We start from the raw sequence: 19,494 nt of genomic DNA, 5'->3' as shown, positions 1-19,494 counted from the left end.
CGGATACCGGACGAGCGTAATGGGGGTGCCGATGGGTGCGAGTGAGCGGGAGCTGACAGACTGCACGCGACGGAATACCGGACCGGACCACGGAGGCGGCGCAGTGTCGGAAGCCAGGACCCCTGCGCAGATCGAGGCGGACATCGTCCGCAGGCGCGACCAGCTCGCGGTGACGCTCGACGAGATCGGTGTACGACTGCACCCCCAGACCATCGTGGGCGATGCGAAGGCCAGGGTGAGGTCGGCGGTGGACGAGACCGCCGGGCGCGCCTTCGTCGCCGTGAACCGCAAGGTGACGGACGTACGGGCCCAGTTCGTGGACGCCGACGGCGCGCCCCGGCTGGACCGCGTGGTGCCGGTGGCGGTGGTCGCGGTGGCGGTCGTCAGCCTGCTCCTGGTCACCTCGCGCCGCCGCAAGGGCTGACCCGCGCGCGGACGCCGGACGTTTCGACAGGTAGGTTGCGTGGCGTGAGCGAGAAGACCCGTCCCCGCGACAACAGCGACGACAAGCTGCCCATCCGGATGCTGCACGACCGCGTGCTGGTGAAGTCCGACAGCCCGGAGGGCGAGCGCCGCTCCGGCGGCGGCATCCTGATCCCGGCCACGGCGGCGGTGGGCAAGCGCCTCGCCTGGGCCGAGGTCGTCGCCGTCGGGCAGAACGTGCGGACCGTGGTCCCGGGCGACCGGGTGCTGTACGACCCCGAGGACCGCGCCGAGGTCGAGGTGCGCGGCACCGCCTACGTACTGATGCGGGAGCGGGATCTGCACGCGGTGGCCTCCGAGCGGGTCTCGGAGGACTCGACCGGGCTGTACCTGTAGGGCCTGGATCCGTAGGACCTGTAGCCGCTGTAGCCGTGCGTGAAGGGCCTGGTGACCACCGTCACCAGGCCCTTCTGCTCGTACTTTGCTACTTTGGGGGGGCCCCGACGAGACGCGCCGTACCGGGTTTCACGACAAGACGACGCACCCGTGAGTTGTCCGAGTGCTGTTACTTGTCGGAGGTGCCGTCATGGCATGGGTTCTGTTGGTCGTCGCCGGTCTGCTCGAAGTCGGCTGGTCGATCGGGATGAAGTTCACCGAGGGGTTCACCCGGCTGTGGCCGAGCGTGTTCACCGGTGCCGGGATCGTCGTGAGCATGCTGCTGCTGTCGCAGGCGGCCAAGACGCTGCCCATCGGTACGGCGTACGGAGTCTGGGTCGGTATCGGTGCTGCCGGTGCGGCGGTGGTCGGCATGGTCGCGCTGAACGAGCCCGTCACCGCCGCCCGGATCTTCTTCGTCTGCCTGCTGCTGGTCGCCGTGGTGGGGCTCAAGGCGACCTCCGGCCACTGACCCTCCGGCCACTGACTAGCGGGGCGGGTTGCCGCCGTCCGCGCCGCCGCCGTTGCCGCCGTTCCCGCCCCCGTCGTCGCCTCCTCCGATGAGGCCGCCGATCGGGTCCTGGCCGCCGGTGTCGTCGCCGCCCCCGGTGTCGGCGGCGCCGCCGGTGTCGGTGGCCCCGCCGTCGCCGTTGCCCCCGGTGCTGGCGGTGCCGCCGTTCGCGTCGGTGCCGCCGGTCTGGCCGCCGGCCGGGTCGGTGCCGCCGTTGTTCGCCGTGCCGCCGTCGCCGGTCTGGCCGCCCTGCTGCTGGCCGCCGTCTGCTGCGGCACCGCCGGTGTCGGCGCCCGGGTCCTGGCCCGCGGTGTCCTCGTTGGACGGCGGGGCCACGGGCGAGGTCCGGACGGGCGGGGCCACCGGAACCTCGGCGCCCTCCTCCAGCTCCAGCTCGAAGTCCTTGACCTCCTTGCCCTTGAGCGCGGCGGCCGTGTACTGCGCCCAGGTCTCGGCGGGGGCGCCGCCGCCGTTGACGCGCTGCTGGCCCAGCGCCCCGTACAGCGGGGTCTGCACGGCGGTGTCCGGGTCGGCGCCCATCACGGCGACCACGGTGGCCAGGTCCGGGGTGTAGCCCGCGAACCAGGCCGCCTTGTCCTCCTCCGCGGTACCCGTCTTGCCCGCCGCCGGACGGCCCGCGGCCCTGGCGGCGGCGCCGGTGCCGCCGTCGACGACGCTCCGCAGGATCGAGGTGGTGGTGTCGGCGGCGGCCCGCGAGACGACCTGCTTGACCTCCTGGGTGGGCAGCGGGAGGTCCGTGCCGTTCTTGGAGATCTTCTCGACCATCGTGTACGTGCCGTGCTTGCCGTGGTTGGCGAGCGTCGCGTACGCCTCCGTCATGTCCAGGACGCTCGCGGTGGCGACACCGAGCGCGATCGAGGGGTACGGGGTCAGCTCGGGGGTCTCCTCGGGCAGGCCGAGCGCCACCGCGGTCTCCTTGACCTTGGCCGGGCCGACATCGACGGCCATCTGCGCGTACACGGAGTTGACGGACCTGTCGGTGGCGGTGCGCACCGAGATCTGACCGTAGGAGACGTCGTCCTCGTTCTCCGGGGCGAACGGGATCGAACTGCCCACGACGGGCCGCCTGTTGGTGCCGTCGTACGTGGTGTTGGGGGTGATCGGCACCCCGGCCTGGGTGGTGGAGCCGTTCTCCACGGCCGCCGTGAAGACGAACGGCTTGAAGGTGGAGCCGACCTGGAAGTCGCGGCGGGTGGCGTTGGAGACGTACTGCCTGGTGTAGTCGATGCCGCCGTACATCGCGACGACCTTGCCGGTGGCCGGGTCGATGGAGGCGCCGCCGACCCGGACGTTGCGGTCGGCCTTGCGGTCCTTGTCGACCTTGTCCATGACGTTGTCCTGGACGGACTTCACGAAGGCGTCCTGGCGGGGCTTCTCCAGGGTGGTGGTGATGCGGTAGCCGCCGGTGTTGAGGGTCTCCTCGTCGATGACCTTGTTGTCGGTGAGGTAGTCCTCGACGGCCTGCACGATGTACCCGCGCTGCCCGGACAGGCCCGAGGCGGGCTTGGCCTGCTGCGGCTGCGGGAACTTGATCCTCGCCCGGTCGGCCTGCTTCAGCCAGCCCTCCTTGACCATGCCGTCGAGCACGTAGTTCCAGCGGCCGAGCGCCTTGCCCCGGTTCTCCGGGTGGGTGGCGACGTCGTACGCGTTGGGGGCGTTGAGCAGCGAGGCCAGGTAGGCGCCCTCCGGCGCGCCCAGGGCCTCGATGTCCTTGCCGTAGTAGGCCTGGGCGGCGGCCTGGATCCCGTACGCGTTGCGGCCGAAGTAGCTGGTGTTGAGGTAGCCCTCCAGGATGGAGTCCTTGGACTCCTCGCGGTTGAGCTTGATCGCGATGAAGAACTCCTTCACCTTGCGGGTGACGGTCTGCTCCTGCGCCAGGTAGTAGTTCTTCACGTACTGCTGGGTGATGGTCGAGCCGGACTGCTTGCCCTTGCCGGTGAGGGTGTTCCAGGCGGCGCGGATCATCGCCTGCGGGTCGACGGCCGGTTCGCTGTAGAAGCCGCGGTCCTCGGCGGCGAGCACCGCGTGCTGGACGTCCTTGGGGACCTGGGAGAGCTTGACGTTCTCCCGGTTGACCTCGCCGTCGCGGGCCAGCGGGGTGCCGTCCGCGTACAGGTAGACGTTCGACTGCGCGGTCGCGGTGTCGTTCGCCTTGGGGATCTTCACCATGGTGTAGCCGGCCACGAACGCGCCGCTGAGCAGGAGTGCGAGCAGCAGGAAGGAGCCGAGGAGGAACCGCCAGGTGGGGATGAGCCGGCGCCAGCCGGTGCGCTTGGGCCGTTTGGGCTTCTTGCCCTTGCCGGTGGTGGCGGCCTCGTCGGTGGCTTCGTCCGTGCCCCCGTCCGTGCTGTCGCCCGTGGCGTTGCCCGTGCCGTCGCCCGTGGCTTCGGAGCCCGCCCGGTGGTTGTCCGGGTGGGAGGCGGAGTCCGGGGCCGGATTCGGTACGGAGGGATCCCGGGGGGCCCAGCCCGGTTGCTGCTGCGGCTCGTCGCTCATGCCTGTGAAGACTCCTCGGACGCGGCCAGAGGTTCGCTCTCCGGCATAACGGTGTCGTATCGGGCGATTTAGTAAGTACCCCCATAAAACACCGTGCCCCGCTGCTCGTCCCACCCGCCCCTCACGCGCGGCGAGTATTCGCTCGCGGACGGTGACCCCGTTGCACTAGGGTCGAACGCTTTGGTGTCGCAGGTGTGGCAGGGCCATGCGGCACAACGAGCGAGGAGGTGCGGGGGGTGTGGGTGCAGTGGCGGTTGTACGCGCTCGTGGCGGCCGGGGGCTTCAGGCGGTACGCCACGTACCGGCTCGGCACGGCCGCCGGGGTCTTCACCAATACGGTCTTCGGCTTCGTCATCGCGTACACCTACACCGCGCTCTGGGCCGAGCGCCCCGGCCTCGGCGGCTATGACCTGCCGCAGGCACTCACATACGTCTGGCTCGGCCAAGCGCTCCTGGCGGCCGCCTCGTTGATGGGCGGCGGCATGGAGAGCGAGCTGATGGAGCGGATCCGCTCCGGTGCCATCGCCACCGACCTCCACCGGCCCGCCGACCTCCAGCTCTGGTGGCTGGCCGGGGACCTGGGGCGCGGGGCCTTCCTGCTGCTGGGGCGCGGGGTGGCGCCGATGGTGGCGGGGGCGCTGGCCTTCGACCTCGCGCTGCCGCCGGTGTGGTGGCTGTGGCCGGCGTTCCTGGCGTCGGTGTGGCTGGGGCTCGTGGTGAGCTTCGCGCTGCGGTTCATGGTGGGGCTGAGCGCGTTCTGGCTGATGGACGGGGCGGGGGTGGCCCAGGTGGCGTGGCTGTCGGCGATGTTCTTCTCCGGGATGCTGCTGCCGCTGACGCTCTTCCCCGGGGCGCTGGGGGAGGTGGCCAGGATGCTGCCGTGGTCCTCGATGCTCCAGATCCCCGCCGATGTGTTCCTGGGCAAACGGACCGGCTGGGACCTGGTGGGCGCGTACGCCTTCCAACTGGGCTGGGCAGCCGCCCTGTTGACGGCGGGGCGGCTGTTGCAGGGCGTGGCGACGCGACGGGTGGTGGTGCAGGGTGGCTGAGCGGGCGGGCCGGATCGCCGTCGCCCGGGACGGGCTGCGGGCGTACGGGATGATCGCCGCGATGTGGGTGCGCTCGACGATGGCGTACCGCGCGTCCTTCGCGATGACCGCCCTCGGCAGCTTCGCGGCGACCGGGCTGGACTTCGTCGCCGTACTGCTGATGTTCCAGCACATCGACGTGCTCGGCGGATTCACCCTGCCCGAAGTGGCGCTGCTGTACGGACTGGCCGGTGCGGCGCTCGGCCTGGGGGACCTGGCGATGGGGCAGATGGGCAGCCTGGGGGCGAAGGTGCGCGACGGCACGCTGGACACCCTGCTGGTGCGCCCGGCGCCGGTGCTGGCGCAGGTGGCGGCGGACCGGTTCGCGCTGCGCAGGCTGGGGCGGGTCGCGCAGGGGCTGGGGGTGCTGGCGTACGCCCTCGTACAACTGGACCTGGAATGGACGCCGTTGAAGGTGCTGATGGTGCCGATGATGCTGGTGAGCGGCGGGGCGGTCTTCGCGGCGCTGTTCGTGATGGGGGGTGCGTTCCAGTTCTGGGCGCAGGACGCCTCGGAGGTGCAGTCGGCGTTCACCTTCGGCGGGAACGCGCTGCTCCAGTACCCGCCGACGGTGTTCGCGAAGGATCTGGTGCGGGGGGTGACCTTCGTGCTGCCGCTGGCGTTCGTGAACTGGATCCCGTCGATGTACGTGCTGGGGCGGCCGTATCCGCTGGAGGTGCCGGGGTGGTTCGCGTTCCTGCCGCCGGTGGTGGCGGTGGGGTTCTGGGTGGTGGCGGGGATCGTGTGGCGAGCGGGGTTGCGCTCGTACCGGAGTACGGGGAGCTGAGGGGTGGACGAGGGCATGGGTGAGGGCACGGGCGAGGGCACGGGCGAGGGCATGGAGTTCATCACGCTGGAGGGTGTCGAGAAGGTCTTCGACGTACGGCGGAAGACCGGATTCCTGCGGCGCGAGAAACGGCAGGTGCGGGCCGTCGACGGGATCAGCTTCACCGTGCCGCGCGGGGAGATGGTCGGCTACATCGGGCCCAACGGGGCGGGCAAGTCCACCACCATCAAGATGCTCACCGGCATCCTCACCCCCAGCGGCGGCCGGCTGCGGGTGGCGGGCATCGACCCCGCGCGCGAACGCACCCGGCTCGCACAGCGGATCGGGGTCGTGTTCGGCCAGCGGACCACCCTGTGGTGGGACCTGCCGCTCAAGGACTCGTACCGGCTGATGCACCGGATGTACCGGATCCCCGACGACCGGTTCGCCGCGAACATGGCGCGCTGCGTCGAACTCCTGGACCTGGGCGAGCTGTTGGACGTCCCCGTACGGCAGCTGTCGCTCGGGCAGCGGATGCGCGGGGACATCGCGGCGGCGCTGCTGCACGATCCGGAGGTGCTGTACCTCGACGAGCCGACGATCGGCCTGGACGTGGTCTCCAAGTCCAGGGTCCGCGAGTTCCTCCGGGACCTGAACGCCGAGCGCGGCACGACCGTCCTGCTCACCACCCACGACCTCACCGACATCGAGCAGCTCTGCAAGCGGGTGATGGTCATCGACCACGGGCGCCTGGTGTACGACGGCGCGCTGGCCGGGCTGCACGAGGTGGGGGAGAGCGAGCGGACGCTGGTGGTCGACCTGGAACGAGAACTTCCGCCCGTGGAGACCGAGTTGGCGCGGGTGGTGAAGGTGGAGGGGCCCAGGCAGTGGCTGGCCTTCCCGGCCTCGGTGTCGGCGGCGCCGCTGGTGGCCGCGCTCGCGGCGGCGTACCCGCTGGTCGACCTCTCGGTCCGGGAGCCGGACATCGAGGCCGTGATCGCGAAGATGTACGCGGGGAAGGGCGGCCCAACCGGTGCGCGGTTAGGCTGACTTGCATGACCAGTGACCTGCCGGACCGGCGTCCCGAACCGTCGGGCGGCGCCACCCCCGACGTACCCGATCTGCGTGCCTCCGACGCGGACCGCGAACGCGTGGCCGAAGTGCTGCGCGACGCGGTCGCCGAGGGGCGGCTCGACATGGAGGAGTTCGACGAGCGCCTCGGCGCGGCGTACCAGTCGCGCACCCAGGGCGAGCTCCAGCTGCTCGTACGGGACCTGCCGGCGGCCGCCGGGGCGGCGGCGCCGATGTCGCTCTCGAAGCCGGGCGGCGGCGAGGTGACGTCCTGGGCGGGACGGGTGGGGGTGCCGGCCACGTCGAAGGGGGCGTTCGCCTTCTGGGGCGGATTCCGCCGCTGGGGCAAGTGGAGCGTGCCGCGCAGCTTCACCGCGGTCGCCATCCAGGGCGGCGGCGAGATCGACCTGCGGGACGCGGACTTCGAGGACCGCGAGGTGGTCATCCGCTGCTTCACGCTGATGGGCGGGATCGTGGTGAAGGTCCCGAACGACCTGACGGTGCATGTGTCCGGGGTCGGGATCATGGGCGACTTCGAGGACAAGGCGACGGGGGAGGGCTCACCAGGCTCGCCGGTGGTCCGGGTGACGGGGTTCGCCCTGATGGGCGGCGTGGGCGTCGAACGCAAACTCCGCAAAGCGGAAAAGGAGCGCCTAAAAGAAACCCGCCGCAAAGAACTCGACTGACCGGGGCCGCCCCAACCCACCCCCGAGCCCCCTTGGGCGGCGGGGCCGCCCCCCGGGGGCGGAACGGGCGGGCAAGGGGGCGGCCCCCGGCGGAGCCGCACCCCTGGGCCCCGTCCCAGCTCCGCCTTGGCTCCCGCTCCGCATACGAGTGGTCCGCTGCGCGGGGCTTCACCCCACCCCGCCCCTTCCCGAAACCGGGGCTCCGCCCCGGACCCCGGGGTGGCAGCCCGGTTGGGGTGGGTGGGGGAGGTGCGGGTGCGTCGTGGCTGGTTGCGCAGTTCCCCGCGCCCCTGAAGGGCGCGCCTCAGCGCGGGGGTGGGTGGGGGCGAGGCGTCTCCGCGCCTCGAAGGCCTACACCCCCGACTGGCCGGAGGCCGTTCCGCCTCCCACCAAAGCCCCCAGCTCCACCCACTGCCCCATCCGCCGATACCCCTCGTCGCTCGGATGCAGATGATCCCCCGAGTCGTACACCGGCAGCATCCGCACCGGTGCGAACGGATCCCGTACCGCCCGGTCGAAGTCCACCACCCCGTCGAACACCTGCCCGGCCCGGATCTCCGCGTTCACCTCCTGTCGCACCGCCTCCAGCTCCGGCGTCCACCCCGAGTGCCCGCCGAAGGGCAGCAGCGTCCCGCCCAGCACCCGCTGCTGCCGCGTGTGCCCCTGCCGCACCAGTTCCCGCAGGCCGTCCACGATCCGGCCCGCGTCCAGCTCGTGCGGACGGGCGATGATGTCGTTGATCCCCAGCAGCACCACGACCGCCTTCGCCCCCGGCTGCCGCAGCGCGTCCTTCTCGAAGCGGGAGAGGCCGCTGGGGCCACGGTTGTCCAGGAGGAGGCGGTTGCCGCTGATGCCCTGGTTGAGCACGCCGTACCGGGGCGCCCCCGCCTCCGACCGCAGCCGGTCGGACAGCACGTCCGGGTAGCGGAGGTTGGCGTCGATGCCGGACGTCATCCCGTCCGTTATCGAGTCGCCGAACAGGACGACCGCGCCGTCCGCGTCCGCGTTCAGCACGTCCACACCGGTCAGATAGCGCCACCTGTTGGTGCGCGAGGCGTAGGCGCCGCCCGCGATGTCCTGGCTGCGGTCGCCGTGTGCCGAGTAGCCGGTCTGGCGCGCGTGCGGGTGGTACGTCACATAGCTGCCCGCCCTCGACGTGTACACGCTGACCAGCAGATCCCCGTCGTACGGCACCTTGATCGCCGTACCGTCACTGACCACCGACCCACCGGCCGGCACGGTCACGTACGGCTTCCCCCGGAACGTCACCGGCCGCATGCTCCCCGGCTCCGCCGCCGGGGCGCCCGAGGCGGCGGCGACCGCGATGGACGCGTGCGCGATGTAGAGCGGCGTGCGTCCGAAGAGGTTCGAGAGGGTGATGCGGGCACCGGTGCCGCCGATGCTGGTGTGCACGACGTTACGTATGGAACGCCCGGGAAGCCCCCGCGCGGTACCCGGCTCCGGGCCGACCGGCGAGGCGGTCCAGGTGCCGACCCAGCGGCCGGCGGTGGCGGGCCGCATCCCCTTGCCGTTCTCGCCGCGGCGGTCCTTCTTAGCGGCCTGGTCCTGGTGCGCCCCGGTCCTGCCGTGCGCGGGACCGTTCCCGCCCAGCAGGGAGGCGAAGGCGAAGATTCCGCCGGATATCAGTACGACCACTGCTGTCAGACCGGCCAGCAGGGCATAACCGTGGCGCCTGGTCATGCGGTGGGGGACTCCTTGGTGCGCGGGGGGAGTGTGGGGCTCCCCGTTCGAGATTCGAACTGATCACCATGATGGGGCATGGCGTTGAGATGTGTGACGCCGGGAACTCGACGTGCGTTCCAGGAGTAGGTCAGGTAAGGAGTTCGCGTACGGGTCTTCTCGTACGTACGACAACGCACGACAACGCACGAACGGAACCGGACGGCAGCGGCCACCCGGAACCGAGAGCAGCACCGGACGGCACCGGAGCCGGCACCGGACGGAAACCGGTCGGAACCGGCACGGGCGAACGGAGTGGGCGGAGCGGATGGATCGTACTGACGACAGGGCGGCGGCCGAGGGCGAACGCGACGGACGTGACCCACGCAACGCGCGCGACGGAGGGGGTGAGGGCTTGGGCAACGAGGCGGTCGGCGGCGGCCCCCGCGACGGACGGGACGGACGTGACGGACGTCACGGCTTCGGCGGACGTGCCCGGCCTGACGCTTCCGCCGACGCCTCGGGGAAGACTGCCCCGCCCACCCCCCGCCCACCCTTCGCCTTCAGCGCCGCCGACGAGGAGAAGCGCCGGGGCGTACGCCGCATGAAGGCGACCGCCACCGGCCTGCTCCTCTTCGTCGCACTCGTGTACGTCCTCGCCAAGTGGGCCGAACACAGCGGCCTCACCGGCTGGCCCGGCTACGTGGCCGCCGCCGCCGAAGCCGGCATGGTCGGCGCGATGGCCGACTGGTTCGCGGTCACCGCACTCTTCAAGCACCCCCTCGGCATCCCCATCCCGCACACCGCCATCATCCCCACCAAGAAGGACCAACTAGGCGTATCGCTGGGCGAGTTCGTCGGCGAGAACTTCCTCTCCGAGGACGTCATCAAGGCCCGCCTCGCCCCCCTGAACATGGGCGGCCGGCTCGGCGCCTGGCTCGCCGACCCCGCCCACGCCGACCGCGTCACCGAGGAACTCGCCACCGCACTGCGCGGCGCCCTCACCGTCCTGCGCGACTCCGACGTACAAGCGGTCGTCGGCGAGGCCATCACCCGCCGCGCGGACGCCGCCGAGATCGCCCCCGGCCTCGGCAAGGCCCTCGACAAGGTGGTCACGGACGGCGCCCACCACCGTGCCGTCGACCTGATCTGCACCCGCGCCCACGACTGGCTGGTCGAACACGGCGACTCCGTCATGGACGCGGTCCAGGGCGGCGCCCCCGGCTGGACCCCCCGCTTCGTCGACCGCAAGATCGGCGACCGCGTCTACAAGGAGCTCCTGCGCTTCATCACCGAGATGCGGGACATGCCCACCCACCCGGCACGCGGCGCCATCGACCGCTTCCTCGCCGACTTCGCGACCGAGCTCCAGACGGACTCCGACACCCGGGCCCGTATAGAACGCCTGAAGTCCGACATCCTCAACCGGGGTGAGGTCCAGGACGTCATCGCCTCCGCCTGGTCCGCCGTACGTACGATGATCATCGCCGCCGCCGACGACGACCAGTCCGAACTCCGCCTCCGCGTCCGCGCCTCGCTGATCTCCCTCGGCGCCCGCCTGGCCACGGACGGCCGCCTGCAGCGCAAGCTGGAGGGCTGGGTGGAGGGCGCGGCGGTCTACGTCATCACCACGTACCGCTCCGAGATCACCTCACTGATCACGGACACGGTCGCCGGCTGGGACGCCGACCACACCTCCAAGAAGATCGAGGCCCACATCGGCCGCGACCTCCAGTTCATCCGCATCAACGGAACGGTGGTCGGCGCGCTGGTGGGCCTGCTGATCTACACGGTGTCGACGGCGTTCGGGGCATGACCTTCCGGGCGTAACTCCGAAGGTACGTGGCCAACTCGGGGCTCCGCGCAACCGCCGGAGCCCCCTCCCCACACCCAGGCCCGCCCACTCGCCCGGCTGCTTACTTGTTACGGGTGGCAACCCACGACGAAGCGGCGACGACCCCGGCCACACCGAACACCGCTGGCCAGGCCCCCACCTTCTTGGCCAGGGGGTGCGACCCGGCGAACGCGGCCACGTACACCCCGGTCAGCCCCGCCGCCACCTTGTTCCCCGCCTGCTGCTGCCACTGCCGGGCCGCGACGGCCCCGGCCGCCGCCAGCGCGACCCCGCCCAGCGGACGCTTCTTGGTCCACCGGGCAACGCCGTAACCTCCGACGATCCCGGTCGCGGCCACTACGGATGCGGGCACCTTCACCATGACTCTGCCTCCACTGCTGCTGCTCATTCGCGACCGCCGAACTGGCGTACGTCTGTAGTTCTCCACCGGAGGCTATCGGGACGCCCCACGCCACTAACTCGGCCCCCGCCCTCACCGTTACGTCACAGTCCGCACACGCCTGCACCGTAATCCCGTAACGCCGGGTACCCGACGGCTCCCTCGGGGCACACCCGCCACATGCTCACCACGGACTCGCTCATCACCATCGCGCTCGCCTCGGACCCCCTGATCGAGGCCCAGGACGGCCTGGCCACCGTCCACCAACTCCTCGACCTGGGCTGCGCGACCTCCACGACGACGGCCCGCTGCCGCCCGGGCGGCGACTGGCAGCGCGTACTCCCGAGGGTGGTGAAACTCGACGCCCACCCCGCCCTCACCCACCGCCAACGCCTGAGGGCGGCGCTGCTGTACGCGGGGGAGGGGGCGAGACTCACGGGCCGGACGGCGCTGGAGCTGTACGGACTCTGCGAGGCAGGAGAGACGGGGGAGATGAAGGTCAATGTGGAAGTAACCGACCCCCGAGCCCCCCGCCCGCACTCCTACGTACGCATCCACCGCGTCCCCCACGCGTCGCGAACGGCCCAGGCGGCGCACCCCACCCCGGTGTCAGGCTTCCCGTGCGTGACCCCACAGCAAGCACTGGCCGCCTACCTCACGACCACACCCACACCATCACCACGACCAGCTGCTCACTCGCAACCGACGCCGTCCCCGTCCCGGTCGAGGTGACGGGCGTACCCGGGGTCACCGCGCCGGATGGGAGCCGCACCCGCGGCCCGCACCGCAGAACAGTTCTTGTAGTAAACGGACCCCCCACCCCCATTGCCCCCACCGGCCGAGGTATCGGCCGAAGGCTTGGTGGGCTTGACGGTCTTCTTGGGAGTCGGCGTGGTCTTCGGCTTCGGCTTGGGTACGGAGGGCGCCTTGGGAGTGCTTACGGGGACGGGCGCGCTGACGTTGATCCGTACGACGGCCGTGTCGCTGAGGGCGCCGGCCCCGCCCTTCCCCGCCACCTGGTAGGTGAACTCGTCGGCCCCCGAGTACTTGCCGGTGGCGGTGTAGACGAGGTTCGTCCCGCTGACGACGGCGGTCCCGTGCCGAGGCGCGACGGAAACGCTCAGCACATAGGTCCCGGCCCCCACATCCCGAACCAGATCCCCGTCCTCCCCCTTGGCACCGGTCACGCTGTCATTGGCCAAAGCGGCAACGACGATCTGCTTCCCGCTCCTGCCACTGCCCTCGTCGTCGACCAACTCCAACTCGGGTCCCTGGGCGACGGAGGCGGACGGCGCACTCGAAGCGGTCGACTGCACGGCCACCGGCTTCACGTCCCCGGACTTGGCACCCCCGGAACCACTCCCACCGCACCCGGCAAGGACGGCCACCATCACACCGGTCAGACCGGCCCCGCCTATCGCCCCTGCTCGCCGATGAAACGTCGCGCTGTTCTTCCGCACGTGCCCCCCAAGGCATCTGAAGTGAACTGAGAGGCCGATGATGACATTCGTGTGAAGATCAAGTAATGAAACCGTGCTCGAATGGCTGGAAAGAGCCGGTTTACCAGTCGCAACCGGTGCCGTCGCCGTCGCTGTCGAGGTGAGGCCCGTACCCGGGATCACCCCGCCGGATGGGATCGGCCCCAGCACCCCGCACGTCCGCACAATCCTTGTAAAAGACGCCACCTCCCCCACCTCCTCCGCCCTTCTTGCCACACGCGACCCCATCCCCGTCCTGATCGAGATGGCGCCCGTACCCGGGATCACCGCGCCGGATGGGCGCGGCCCCGGCAGCGCGTACGGCAGCGCAATTGGCATAGAAGGCGGCGGGCTTGGTGGGCAGGCCGACAGTAGCCCCGGGCGAAGGTTCACTCGCCTCGTCCTCGTCCTCGCCGTCCTCCTCCGGCTCCTCGGGAGGCTCGGTGACCGTCACGGGCTCGTTGACGGTGAGACGCACGACGGCCGTGCCGCTCACACCGCCGGCACCTTTCCCCGCCACCCTGTAGGTGAACTCGTCGGCCCCCACGTACCCGTCGGACGAGACGTAGACGAGGTTCGTCCCGCTCACGGTGACCTTCCCGTTCCTGGGCAGCCCCGAGACGCTCAGCGCATAACGCCCGGCTCCGACGTCGCGGGTCAGGTCCCCGGCCTCCCCACCCCCGGTGGCCCTGTCATTGGCCAGCGAGGCAACGATGATCTGCCGCTCCGCCGGCCCACTCGCCTTGTCGTCCACGAGCTCCAACCGCACTTTTCCGGCCACGGCCGTCGCAACGGTCGGAGTCGCCGCGGCCTTCGTGCCACCCCCCGCCGGCCGCCCACCCGCCACGCCACCACTCCCCATGCACCCGGCCAGGGTCACCACCCCGAGGGCGGCGACCCCACCTATCCCCGCTGCCCGCAGACGACGCGCACTGTTCCTCTGCATGTGCCCCCCAAGGCATCAGAACCAGAAGTGACCCAAGGGGCTGATGATGACAGCTACTCGCCGCACGGCCCAGGCCCCGTCATCCTTTACCGATCGGTCGACCAACCATCGGCCCAGGTCACGTAACTTCCGAGGCACCCCAACCCAACCGGCAACCTCACGCCGGGCCGACAGGAGAAGTGCGCCGTGACCCTGATCAACCTGAAGACCACCGCAGCCGACCTTCCCGAAGGGTGGCGCTCCCTCGCCCTGGGACAGGTGGGCACCGCGTGCGTAAAGGTGCTGCGGATGGACGAAATGCCCGTGGAGGAGGAGATCCACGCCGCCCCCGAAGCACTACTGGTCCTGGAAGGTCGACTCGAACTGGAGATAAGCACCCGCCCGATCCCCGTAACCACGGGCGAGCTCTACCTGATCCCGGCCGGCACCCCGCACAAGGTCCGCCCCGGCAGCCGGGGCACCCTCGTGATCGTGGAACTCCGGGATCAGGACCAGCCCGGACCGATGGCTAGGACGTGATGTCGCCGTGCCGCACGGCGCGGACGAATTCGATCCAGGCGGTGGGCGTGACGGCGATCGAGGGGCCGTCGGGGGACTTCGAGTCGCGTACGGCGGTGTGGGTACGCAAGGGAGCGACCTCGACGCACTCACCCCCCGTTCCGTTGCTGTAACTGCTCTTACGCCATATCGGCGTCGAGGTCGCGGATGCGGTCATCGGGAGTAGTCCTCCAGGGTTTCGCGGATCATCGTGGCTGACCTCTGTGGGCTCAACGCGAGCGCCCGAAGGTGGTCGAACGCTCGGGTGTAGAGGCCTACGTCCGAGGGTTGTTCGAGGTAGACCGAGTCAGTGAGACCCTCTCGGTAGACCACGTCGGGGTCCTCCTGCTCGGGGAAGCCGAGGATCGTGTACGTGCCTGTGGCCGGATAAGCGCCTGCATCAAAGGGCAGGACCTGAACTGTCACATTTCTCAAGGTCCCGTAATCCAGCATACGTTCGAGCTGCTGGGCCATGATGCGGCGATCGCCGACGACTTGCACCAGGGCGCTTTGATGAACGACGGCCCATAGGTTCGGCGGGACGGCTGCGGTCAGTAGCTGTTGGCGTCGGGTACGAACATCCACCAGTTTCTGGATCTCTTCCGCGGTGTGGTCGGCCGACACTCGACACAACTCGGCGGTATACAGAGGCGTTTGCAGAAGCCCGGGTACGAACTCGGCTTGGTACGTCCGCAAGTCAGCTGCTGCCTGCTCCAGTCCCACGTACACCGAAAACCAGGACGGTACGGCATCGCCATGAGCGTGCCACCAGCCCTTCGTCTTTGACTCCTTCGCGAGGGATTTGAGGAGTTCACGTAGCTCATCAGACGTCTCGTAGAAGCGGCAGAGCGCATCGACATCGGACGGCTGGACGCGCCCCTGCCCCGTCTCCATGCGGTTGACCTTGGAGCCGCTCCAGTCGAGTGCGTCGCCGACCTGGTTACAGGTAGCCCCGCTCTGTTCGCGCAACTTCTTGAGCTCAATAGCCAGCCGACGACGCCGTGCTGTGGGGGAACCAGCCATGCCAACTCCACTGCTCGTAACGGAAGCCCCATCACACCGGAAGGGGCTGGCTATGCCAATCACTCGATCGAGCGAATCTCGCTGTGCACATTGCAGGGCGGGACGCGCACTGCGACTCTCTCACAAGGAGTGACCGACGGTCACGCAGTGCACATCGAGTGCGCGGGAGGTAGACGGAAGTGATCTACGCGAGCGAATGTGTCAAGCGGCAGCCATGGGACCTGAGCTTCCTTGCCGAGCCGAGAGAACTAGCCGGCCTACGGAGGGTTTTGCACCTACATCTGACGATCTGGGGGCTGCCAGAACTGATCGAAGCGGCCCAAGCCTGCGTGACGGAGATGGCCGCGAATGTCATCGAGCACGTGGGCCCGGGCACACCTGCGACGCTCGCCGTTGCCATGAAGGGCACCCGCCTCCGCATCGAAATGCACGATCCGGATTCGCGAGTGCTTCCCACGCTGCTGGATGCCTCGTGTGAGGCGGAGTCGGGTCGCGGCATGCTGTTGGTCGACGCGCTGGCGGAGCGATGGGGTGTGGATCTCCACTGTGATGCCAAGGCGGTTTGGTGCGAGCTCGCCACAGAGCTGACCACCGCAAATGGCCATGTCGATGGGCCGCAGGTTGCGCGCGCAGGGGAACAACTCACCTTCTACGGCGCCCTTCGCGATCCGCATTGCCATGGGCGGTCATCCCGGCTTTGCGGTGTCAAGGCGGAAGAGGGCGCGATCGCACTGATCGCGGATGTCCTCCACTGGCTCCGTGCGCATGGTCGGGATCCCGACGAGGCGCTGGACTCGGCGCAAATGCACTTCGAAGCCGAGGTGGGGTAGAGCTGTACAGGTGTCGCTGCCCACAGTCCTGTGGGCAGCGACACCTGGTTGGTCAGCTTGCTGGTGGAGCGCAGAACGCCATCACGTCAGCGGGGATCTCGTATTCCAGATCCCAGGTGATAGCGATGGGCTTGCTTCCCGACTGGGAGTGATGTGTAGCTGGCCCCAAGAGCATCCACGGCTGTGCCTTGCCGATGTCAGTTTCCTTGAACTGACGGATGAAGAGCAGTACTTGAGTGCCTTGTCGTACATGGTGCTGGTACCGCTGTCCAGTCGTTGAGGTTTCCGCTGTGGCGCCCTGCGATTCCCAATGGAACTGCCTTGAGTTGACCGCGTAGTCCTTGTAACGAGTAGTAGGAGTGAACTCCTTCTCGTTCTTATCTTGTGTGATCAACAACGCATCGGTTTGGAACTTCTCGGACCAAGCAACTCCTTGAGCGAAGGAACCGGGCATTTGCCCATTGAATTGGGCGATCCCCAATGCCGCGAGGATTTCGGAGCGGTTGTATGAACTGTGGACTTTCAAGGGTAGCCCGTTGAACTCCGAACCGAGGGGATATGGCACGTGATCGATTCGGGCGGCAGCAAGGGCGAGGACCTGGCGGATCTCATGCCGAAGTTGACGCTGCCCGATAAGTGAGTCGAGCCCGGCCTGGTAGGTCGTAAACTCTCCTCCCTTGTCCCACAGGCAGTAGAAGAGCATGCGAGCATATGTCTGCTCGATGGGAGTGAGATCCTCGTACCTGGGGGGATTCTCTGATAGAAGAAGTTCGTAAGCTGTTGCTCGCTCAGGGTCATCCACGTGGAGGAAGGAGTGAACTCGCTTGAGGAGAGCATCCTCTCCCGCGGGCTTTTTTTCCGTGAGGAGCTTCGCCCTGCGTAGGATCACTGTCCAAGAGCTTTTGTTTCGGTAGATGTCCTTGAGATCCCTGCCGCTGTCGGCGAGGAAGTGAGACAAGGCGGTGTGCTTGTACTCGGCTGCCTCCTTGGCAAGCGAGATTACGTCAGTATTCAACTGGCTTCGCACATTGTCGAGTACCAGGCTCTTGGACTTTCCTTCGAGTATGATTTCGCAGCTCGACGGCATGTGTGGGAAGTCGGCCTCGATCTGGCCGATGAGACGCTTTCGGGTAAACCCTGTGAGCGCTCGGAATTGCACTTCGAAGCGGAACTCTGCGCGGTGCTGTCCGATGAAGTCAAGTACTGTGAGAACAGCTTTCTTTGGGGTGCGACGCAGGCCGCGTCCGAGTTGTTGTAGAAAAACTGTGGCGCTATTTGTGGGACGGAGTAGGAGGAGTGTGTCCACGTCGGGAATATCGAGGCCTTCATTGAAGAGATCGACAGAGAAGATCACTTGAATCTTGCCGTCGCGAAGCTCTTCTAGTGCCTTTTCGCGCTGCGTCGGTGTCGATTCACTGTCCAGCCCGACCGCGGCGTATCCTGCGGATCTGAAATGTGCCGCCATGAAGTGAACGTGTGCCTTGGTTACACAGAATCCCAGGGCACGCATTTCCATCGGATTAGAAATCTTATCTTTGATGGCCTTCAGGACAAGGTCGGCGCGTTCAATGTTTCCTGTATATTTGCTACTCAAGTCTTCCTGGCTGTAGGTCCCTTTCTTCCACTTCAGCTGAGTGAGGTCAGTTCCATCCGGAATTCCGAAGTAGTGGAACGGGCAGAGCAGGTCATTATCAAGTGCCTCCCAGAGCCTCATTTCGGCCGCAATGCGTCCTTCGAAGTACTCATCTTGGACGTTCTTCCCATCCATCCGCTCAGGAGTAGCCGTCAGTCCCAAAAACTGCTTGGGTTGGAAGTGCTCTATGATGCGCTCGTAGGTCGGTGCAGTCGCGTGATGGAATTCGTCGATGACGATCACATCAAAGTGATCCGGCGGGAGACTTTCTAGTCGTTCTCCCTGCAAAGAGAAAACGCTGGCAAATACGTGCTCCCACTCGGTTGCGATCTTTCCGCCATGGAAGCACTCGCCGAAAGAGTAATCCTTAAGCACGCGCTGATAAGTAGCTTGTGATTGCTTAAGGATCTCCTTCCGGTGTGCAACGAATAGGAGCTTGAGTTTGCGGCCGTACTGGCGAACCAGGTTTCGATAGTCCAGAGCGGCCATAACGGTCTTTCCTGTTCCCGTTGCCGCAACAAGAAGGTTGTTAGTGTGACCGTGGATATCGCGGGCGACCTGGAGTCGCTCTAGCATGTCCCGCTGATGCGCGTATGGTGTTACCTCATGGCCGGAAAGGTCGACGGCCTCGCTCCCAGGGGTGCTGGATGCGCCGGCTTTCTTCAGCGCCGCGTCAAGGCGTTCGGAATCCAAGTCGGGGTCGTACGATTCGAACGCCAAGTCATTCCAATATTCTTCAAATGTGGACTCAAATTTCGAGAGCACATCTGGAGTGGTGACAGATGAGAGTCGCACATTCCATTCCAAGCCCTCCAGGAGTGCGGCCTTAGAGAGATTCGAGCTGCCGACGTAGCCAGTATCGAACCCTGTATTCCTTCTGAATAGCCAAGCCTTGGCGTGCAAGCGAGTTGAGCGAATCTCGTAATTCACCTTAACTTCGGCGCCGAAGTCACGCACGAGGCGATCGAGAGCATAGCGATCAGTTGCTCCCATATATGTCGTAGTGAGTACCCGGATGGGTACTCCTCGGGATCTCGCTGCGTGCAAGGACTCTTCAAGAACTCGCAATCCGTACCACTTGACGAAGGCGCAGAGAAGGTCGACCCGATTGGTGCTGTCCAGCTCTGCTCTCAGTTCATGGCCAAGGCTCGGATCATTAGGGGAGTTGGTGATCAGAGTTGTTTGGGAAAGGGGTGTGAGAGGGAAGGTGTGCAATTCATGGACGCCGGGTGCCTTCTCTTCAGCCAGGGCTAGTAACTGCCTTGGTCCATCCGCGAGCTGGCCGCCTTGGTCGATGGTGGTCTCGTGTGTAGCCAGGGACTGCATGATTTGGTTGGCGGCGTCAACCTGCTTGTCGCGTGGGAGCTTTCGCAAAGTGCGCTGGATGGTTTGACTGAGGTGGCGGGCCAGGGCCTGGGCCGAAAGTTCTTCGCTCACCCGCTCATCGATGATTTTCCAACCTGCTCCTTCGAGCTGCGACAGTTGGCCTTGCAAGCGATGAGTGATGAGCTGTTCGTACACGCCAGAAACTGGACGTTCAAGGTCCCTTGATCTTTCCACGGTCACAAACTCCTCAGCTGCGAGTAGAGGTGAAGGCCAGAACTATCGGTGGAAGGTCTCTCATATGTGCTGTCGG

General features: G+C 67.5%; 19 protein-coding genes and 1 riboswitch. Of the genes, 11 read left to right on the top strand and 8 right to left on the bottom strand.

What is annotated here, in order from left to right; genetic code table 11:
- Positions 1-103: 103 nt before the first annotated feature.
- From ACZ5PB_RS31020 to ACZ5PB_RS31010, 3 genes are all read left to right on the top strand, one after another.
- Positions 104-424, top strand: coding sequence for a DUF3618 domain-containing protein (locus ACZ5PB_RS31020; protein WP_468695714.1), 321 nt, complete (start codon positions 104-106; stop codon positions 422-424).
- Positions 425-522: 98 nt separating this feature from the next.
- Entirely contained in the window at positions 523-819 is a 297-nt protein-coding gene (locus ACZ5PB_RS31015) for a GroES family chaperonin (protein ID WP_362412162.1), read from the top strand.
- A gap of 82 nt (positions 820-901) precedes the next feature.
- Positions 902-968: riboswitch (guanidine-III (ykkC-III) riboswitch) on the top strand.
- 41 nt (positions 969-1,009) lie between these two features.
- Positions 1,010-1,330, top strand: coding sequence for a DMT family transporter (locus ACZ5PB_RS31010; protein WP_362411757.1), 321 nt, complete (start codon positions 1,010-1,012; stop codon positions 1,328-1,330).
- Between the two features lie 15 nt (positions 1,331-1,345).
- Here ACZ5PB_RS31010 and ACZ5PB_RS31005 read toward each other — a convergent pair whose 3' ends face one another.
- The gene (locus ACZ5PB_RS31005; RefSeq protein ID WP_468695712.1) at positions 1,346-3,886 is read right to left on the bottom strand and encodes a transglycosylase domain-containing protein; all 2,541 of its coding nucleotides are present in this window, start codon (positions 3,884-3,886) and stop codon (positions 1,346-1,348) included.
- 242 nt (positions 3,887-4,128) lie between these two features.
- Between ACZ5PB_RS31005 and ACZ5PB_RS31000 the strand changes: the two genes are divergently transcribed.
- From ACZ5PB_RS31000 to ACZ5PB_RS30985, 4 genes are read left to right on the top strand one after another with little or no spacing between them, the layout of a single operon-like run.
- Complete coding sequence (locus ACZ5PB_RS31000; RefSeq protein WP_468695882.1) at positions 4,129-4,935, top strand: ABC transporter permease; 807 nt, start codon at positions 4,129-4,131, stop codon at positions 4,933-4,935.
- 49 nt (positions 4,936-4,984) lie between these two features.
- The gene (locus ACZ5PB_RS30995) at positions 4,985-5,761 is read left to right on the top strand and encodes an ABC transporter permease (RefSeq protein WP_468695881.1); all 777 of its coding nucleotides are present in this window, start codon (positions 4,985-4,987) and stop codon (positions 5,759-5,761) included.
- Positions 5,762-5,776: 15 nt separating this feature from the next.
- Positions 5,777-6,790 (top strand): ABC transporter ATP-binding protein, encoded by a 1,014-nt coding sequence (locus tag ACZ5PB_RS30990; protein ID WP_468695711.1) that lies wholly within the window; start codon positions 5,777-5,779, stop codon positions 6,788-6,790.
- 5 nt (positions 6,791-6,795) lie between these two features.
- Positions 6,796-7,497 (top strand): DUF1707 SHOCT-like domain-containing protein, encoded by a 702-nt coding sequence (locus tag ACZ5PB_RS30985; protein ID WP_468695709.1) that lies wholly within the window; start codon positions 6,796-6,798, stop codon positions 7,495-7,497.
- A 351-nt stretch (positions 7,498-7,848) separates the two neighbouring features.
- Here ACZ5PB_RS30985 and ACZ5PB_RS30980 read toward each other — a convergent pair whose 3' ends face one another.
- Positions 7,849-9,198: an SGNH/GDSL hydrolase family protein gene (locus ACZ5PB_RS30980; RefSeq protein WP_468695708.1), complete on the bottom strand. Its 1,350-nt coding sequence runs from the start codon at positions 9,196-9,198 to the stop codon at positions 7,849-7,851.
- A gap of 307 nt (positions 9,199-9,505) precedes the next feature.
- Here ACZ5PB_RS30980 and ACZ5PB_RS30975 point away from each other — a divergent pair, with 307 nt between their 5' ends.
- The gene (locus ACZ5PB_RS30975) at positions 9,506-10,993 is read left to right on the top strand and encodes a DUF445 domain-containing protein (RefSeq protein ID WP_468695706.1); all 1,488 of its coding nucleotides are present in this window, start codon (positions 9,506-9,508) and stop codon (positions 10,991-10,993) included.
- 100 nt (positions 10,994-11,093) lie between these two features.
- Here the strand turns inward: ACZ5PB_RS30975 and ACZ5PB_RS30970 are convergent, their stop codons facing one another.
- A complete protein-coding gene (locus ACZ5PB_RS30970) occupies positions 11,094-11,393 on the bottom strand; it encodes a hypothetical protein (RefSeq protein WP_468695704.1) in 300 nt (99 codons plus the stop codon).
- 198 nt (positions 11,394-11,591) lie between these two features.
- Between ACZ5PB_RS30970 and ACZ5PB_RS30965 the strand changes: the two genes are divergently transcribed.
- Complete coding sequence (locus tag ACZ5PB_RS30965; RefSeq protein WP_468695703.1) at positions 11,592-12,143, top strand: hypothetical protein; 552 nt, start codon at positions 11,592-11,594, stop codon at positions 12,141-12,143.
- On the opposite strand, the gene ACZ5PB_RS30960 is transcribed toward ACZ5PB_RS30965, so the two are convergent.
- Positions 12,104-12,733: an excalibur calcium-binding domain-containing protein gene (locus ACZ5PB_RS30960; RefSeq protein ID WP_468695702.1), complete on the bottom strand. Its 630-nt coding sequence runs from the start codon at positions 12,731-12,733 to the stop codon at positions 12,104-12,106. The genes ACZ5PB_RS30965 and ACZ5PB_RS30960 overlap by 40 nt on opposite strands.
- Before the next feature lie 238 nt (positions 12,734-12,971).
- On the bottom strand, positions 12,972-13,643 hold the full coding sequence (locus tag ACZ5PB_RS30955; RefSeq protein WP_468695701.1) for an excalibur calcium-binding domain-containing protein: 672 nt from the start codon (positions 13,641-13,643) through the stop codon (positions 12,972-12,974).
- A gap of 378 nt (positions 13,644-14,021) precedes the next feature.
- On the opposite strand from ACZ5PB_RS30955, the gene ACZ5PB_RS30950 reads away from it, so the two are divergent.
- On the top strand, positions 14,022-14,354 hold the full coding sequence (locus ACZ5PB_RS30950) for a cupin domain-containing protein (protein WP_468695700.1): 333 nt from the start codon (positions 14,022-14,024) through the stop codon (positions 14,352-14,354).
- Here ACZ5PB_RS30950 and ACZ5PB_RS30945 read toward each other — a convergent pair.
- Together ACZ5PB_RS30945 and ACZ5PB_RS30940 are read right to left on the bottom strand one after the other, a co-directional pair.
- On the bottom strand, positions 14,344-14,550 hold the full coding sequence (locus tag ACZ5PB_RS30945) for a DUF397 domain-containing protein (RefSeq protein WP_468695698.1): 207 nt from the start codon (positions 14,548-14,550) through the stop codon (positions 14,344-14,346). The genes ACZ5PB_RS30950 and ACZ5PB_RS30945 overlap by 11 nt on opposite strands.
- Positions 14,547-15,395, bottom strand: a complete 849-nt coding sequence (locus ACZ5PB_RS30940; RefSeq protein ID WP_468695697.1) for a helix-turn-helix domain-containing protein — start codon at positions 15,393-15,395, stop codon at positions 14,547-14,549. Before ACZ5PB_RS30940 ends, ACZ5PB_RS30945 begins: the two co-directional genes overlap by 4 nt.
- A gap of 182 nt (positions 15,396-15,577) precedes the next feature.
- Here ACZ5PB_RS30940 and ACZ5PB_RS30935 point away from each other — a divergent pair, with 182 nt between their 5' ends.
- On the top strand, positions 15,578-16,225 hold the full coding sequence (locus tag ACZ5PB_RS30935; RefSeq protein WP_468695879.1) for an ATP-binding protein: 648 nt from the start codon (positions 15,578-15,580) through the stop codon (positions 16,223-16,225).
- A 52-nt stretch (positions 16,226-16,277) separates the two neighbouring features.
- Here ACZ5PB_RS30935 and ACZ5PB_RS30930 read toward each other — a convergent pair whose 3' ends face one another.
- Positions 16,278-19,418 carry a DEAD/DEAH box helicase gene (locus ACZ5PB_RS30930; protein ID WP_468695878.1) on the bottom strand — a complete coding sequence of 1,047 codons (3,141 nt, stop codon included), beginning with the start codon at positions 19,416-19,418 and terminating at the stop codon, positions 16,278-16,280.
- Positions 19,419-19,494: the final 76 nt, after the last annotated feature.

This window comes from Streptomyces sp. NPDC032721, assembly GCF_055579625.1.
The sequence above is the reverse complement of the archived record's forward strand: the minus strand, read 5'-3'. Positions and strand labels throughout refer to the sequence as shown.

Coding starts and splice junctions, on each gene's coding strand:
- ACZ5PB_RS31015 (WP_362412162.1), top strand. CDS start 523: ATGCTGCACGACCGCGTGCTGGTGAAGTCCGACAGCCCGGAGGGCGAG.
- ACZ5PB_RS31010 (WP_362411757.1), top strand. CDS start 1,010: ATGGCATGGGTTCTGTTGGTCGTCGCCGGTCTGCTCGAAGTCGGCTGG.
- ACZ5PB_RS31005 (WP_468695712.1), bottom strand. CDS start 3,886: ATGAGCGACGAGCCGCAGCAGCAACCGGGCTGGGCCCCCCGGGATCCC.
- ACZ5PB_RS30995 (WP_468695881.1), top strand. CDS start 4,985: ATGATCGCCGCGATGTGGGTGCGCTCGACGATGGCGTACCGCGCGTCC.
- ACZ5PB_RS30990 (WP_468695711.1), top strand. CDS start 5,777: ATGGGTGAGGGCACGGGCGAGGGCACGGGCGAGGGCATGGAGTTCATC.
- ACZ5PB_RS30985 (WP_468695709.1), top strand. CDS start 6,796: ATGACCAGTGACCTGCCGGACCGGCGTCCCGAACCGTCGGGCGGCGCC.
- ACZ5PB_RS30980 (WP_468695708.1), bottom strand. CDS start 9,198: ATGACCAGGCGCCACGGTTATGCCCTGCTGGCCGGTCTGACAGCAGTG.
- ACZ5PB_RS30975 (WP_468695706.1), top strand. CDS start 9,506: ATGGATCGTACTGACGACAGGGCGGCGGCCGAGGGCGAACGCGACGGA.
- ACZ5PB_RS30970 (WP_468695704.1), bottom strand. CDS start 11,393: ATGGTGAAGGTGCCCGCATCCGTAGTGGCCGCGACCGGGATCGTCGGA.
- ACZ5PB_RS30965 (WP_468695703.1), top strand. CDS start 11,592: ATGCTCACCACGGACTCGCTCATCACCATCGCGCTCGCCTCGGACCCC.
- ACZ5PB_RS30945 (WP_468695698.1), bottom strand. CDS start 14,550: ATGACCGCATCCGCGACCTCGACGCCGATATGGCGTAAGAGCAGTTAC.
- ACZ5PB_RS30940 (WP_468695697.1), bottom strand. CDS start 15,395: ATGGCTGGTTCCCCCACAGCACGGCGTCGTCGGCTGGCTATTGAGCTC.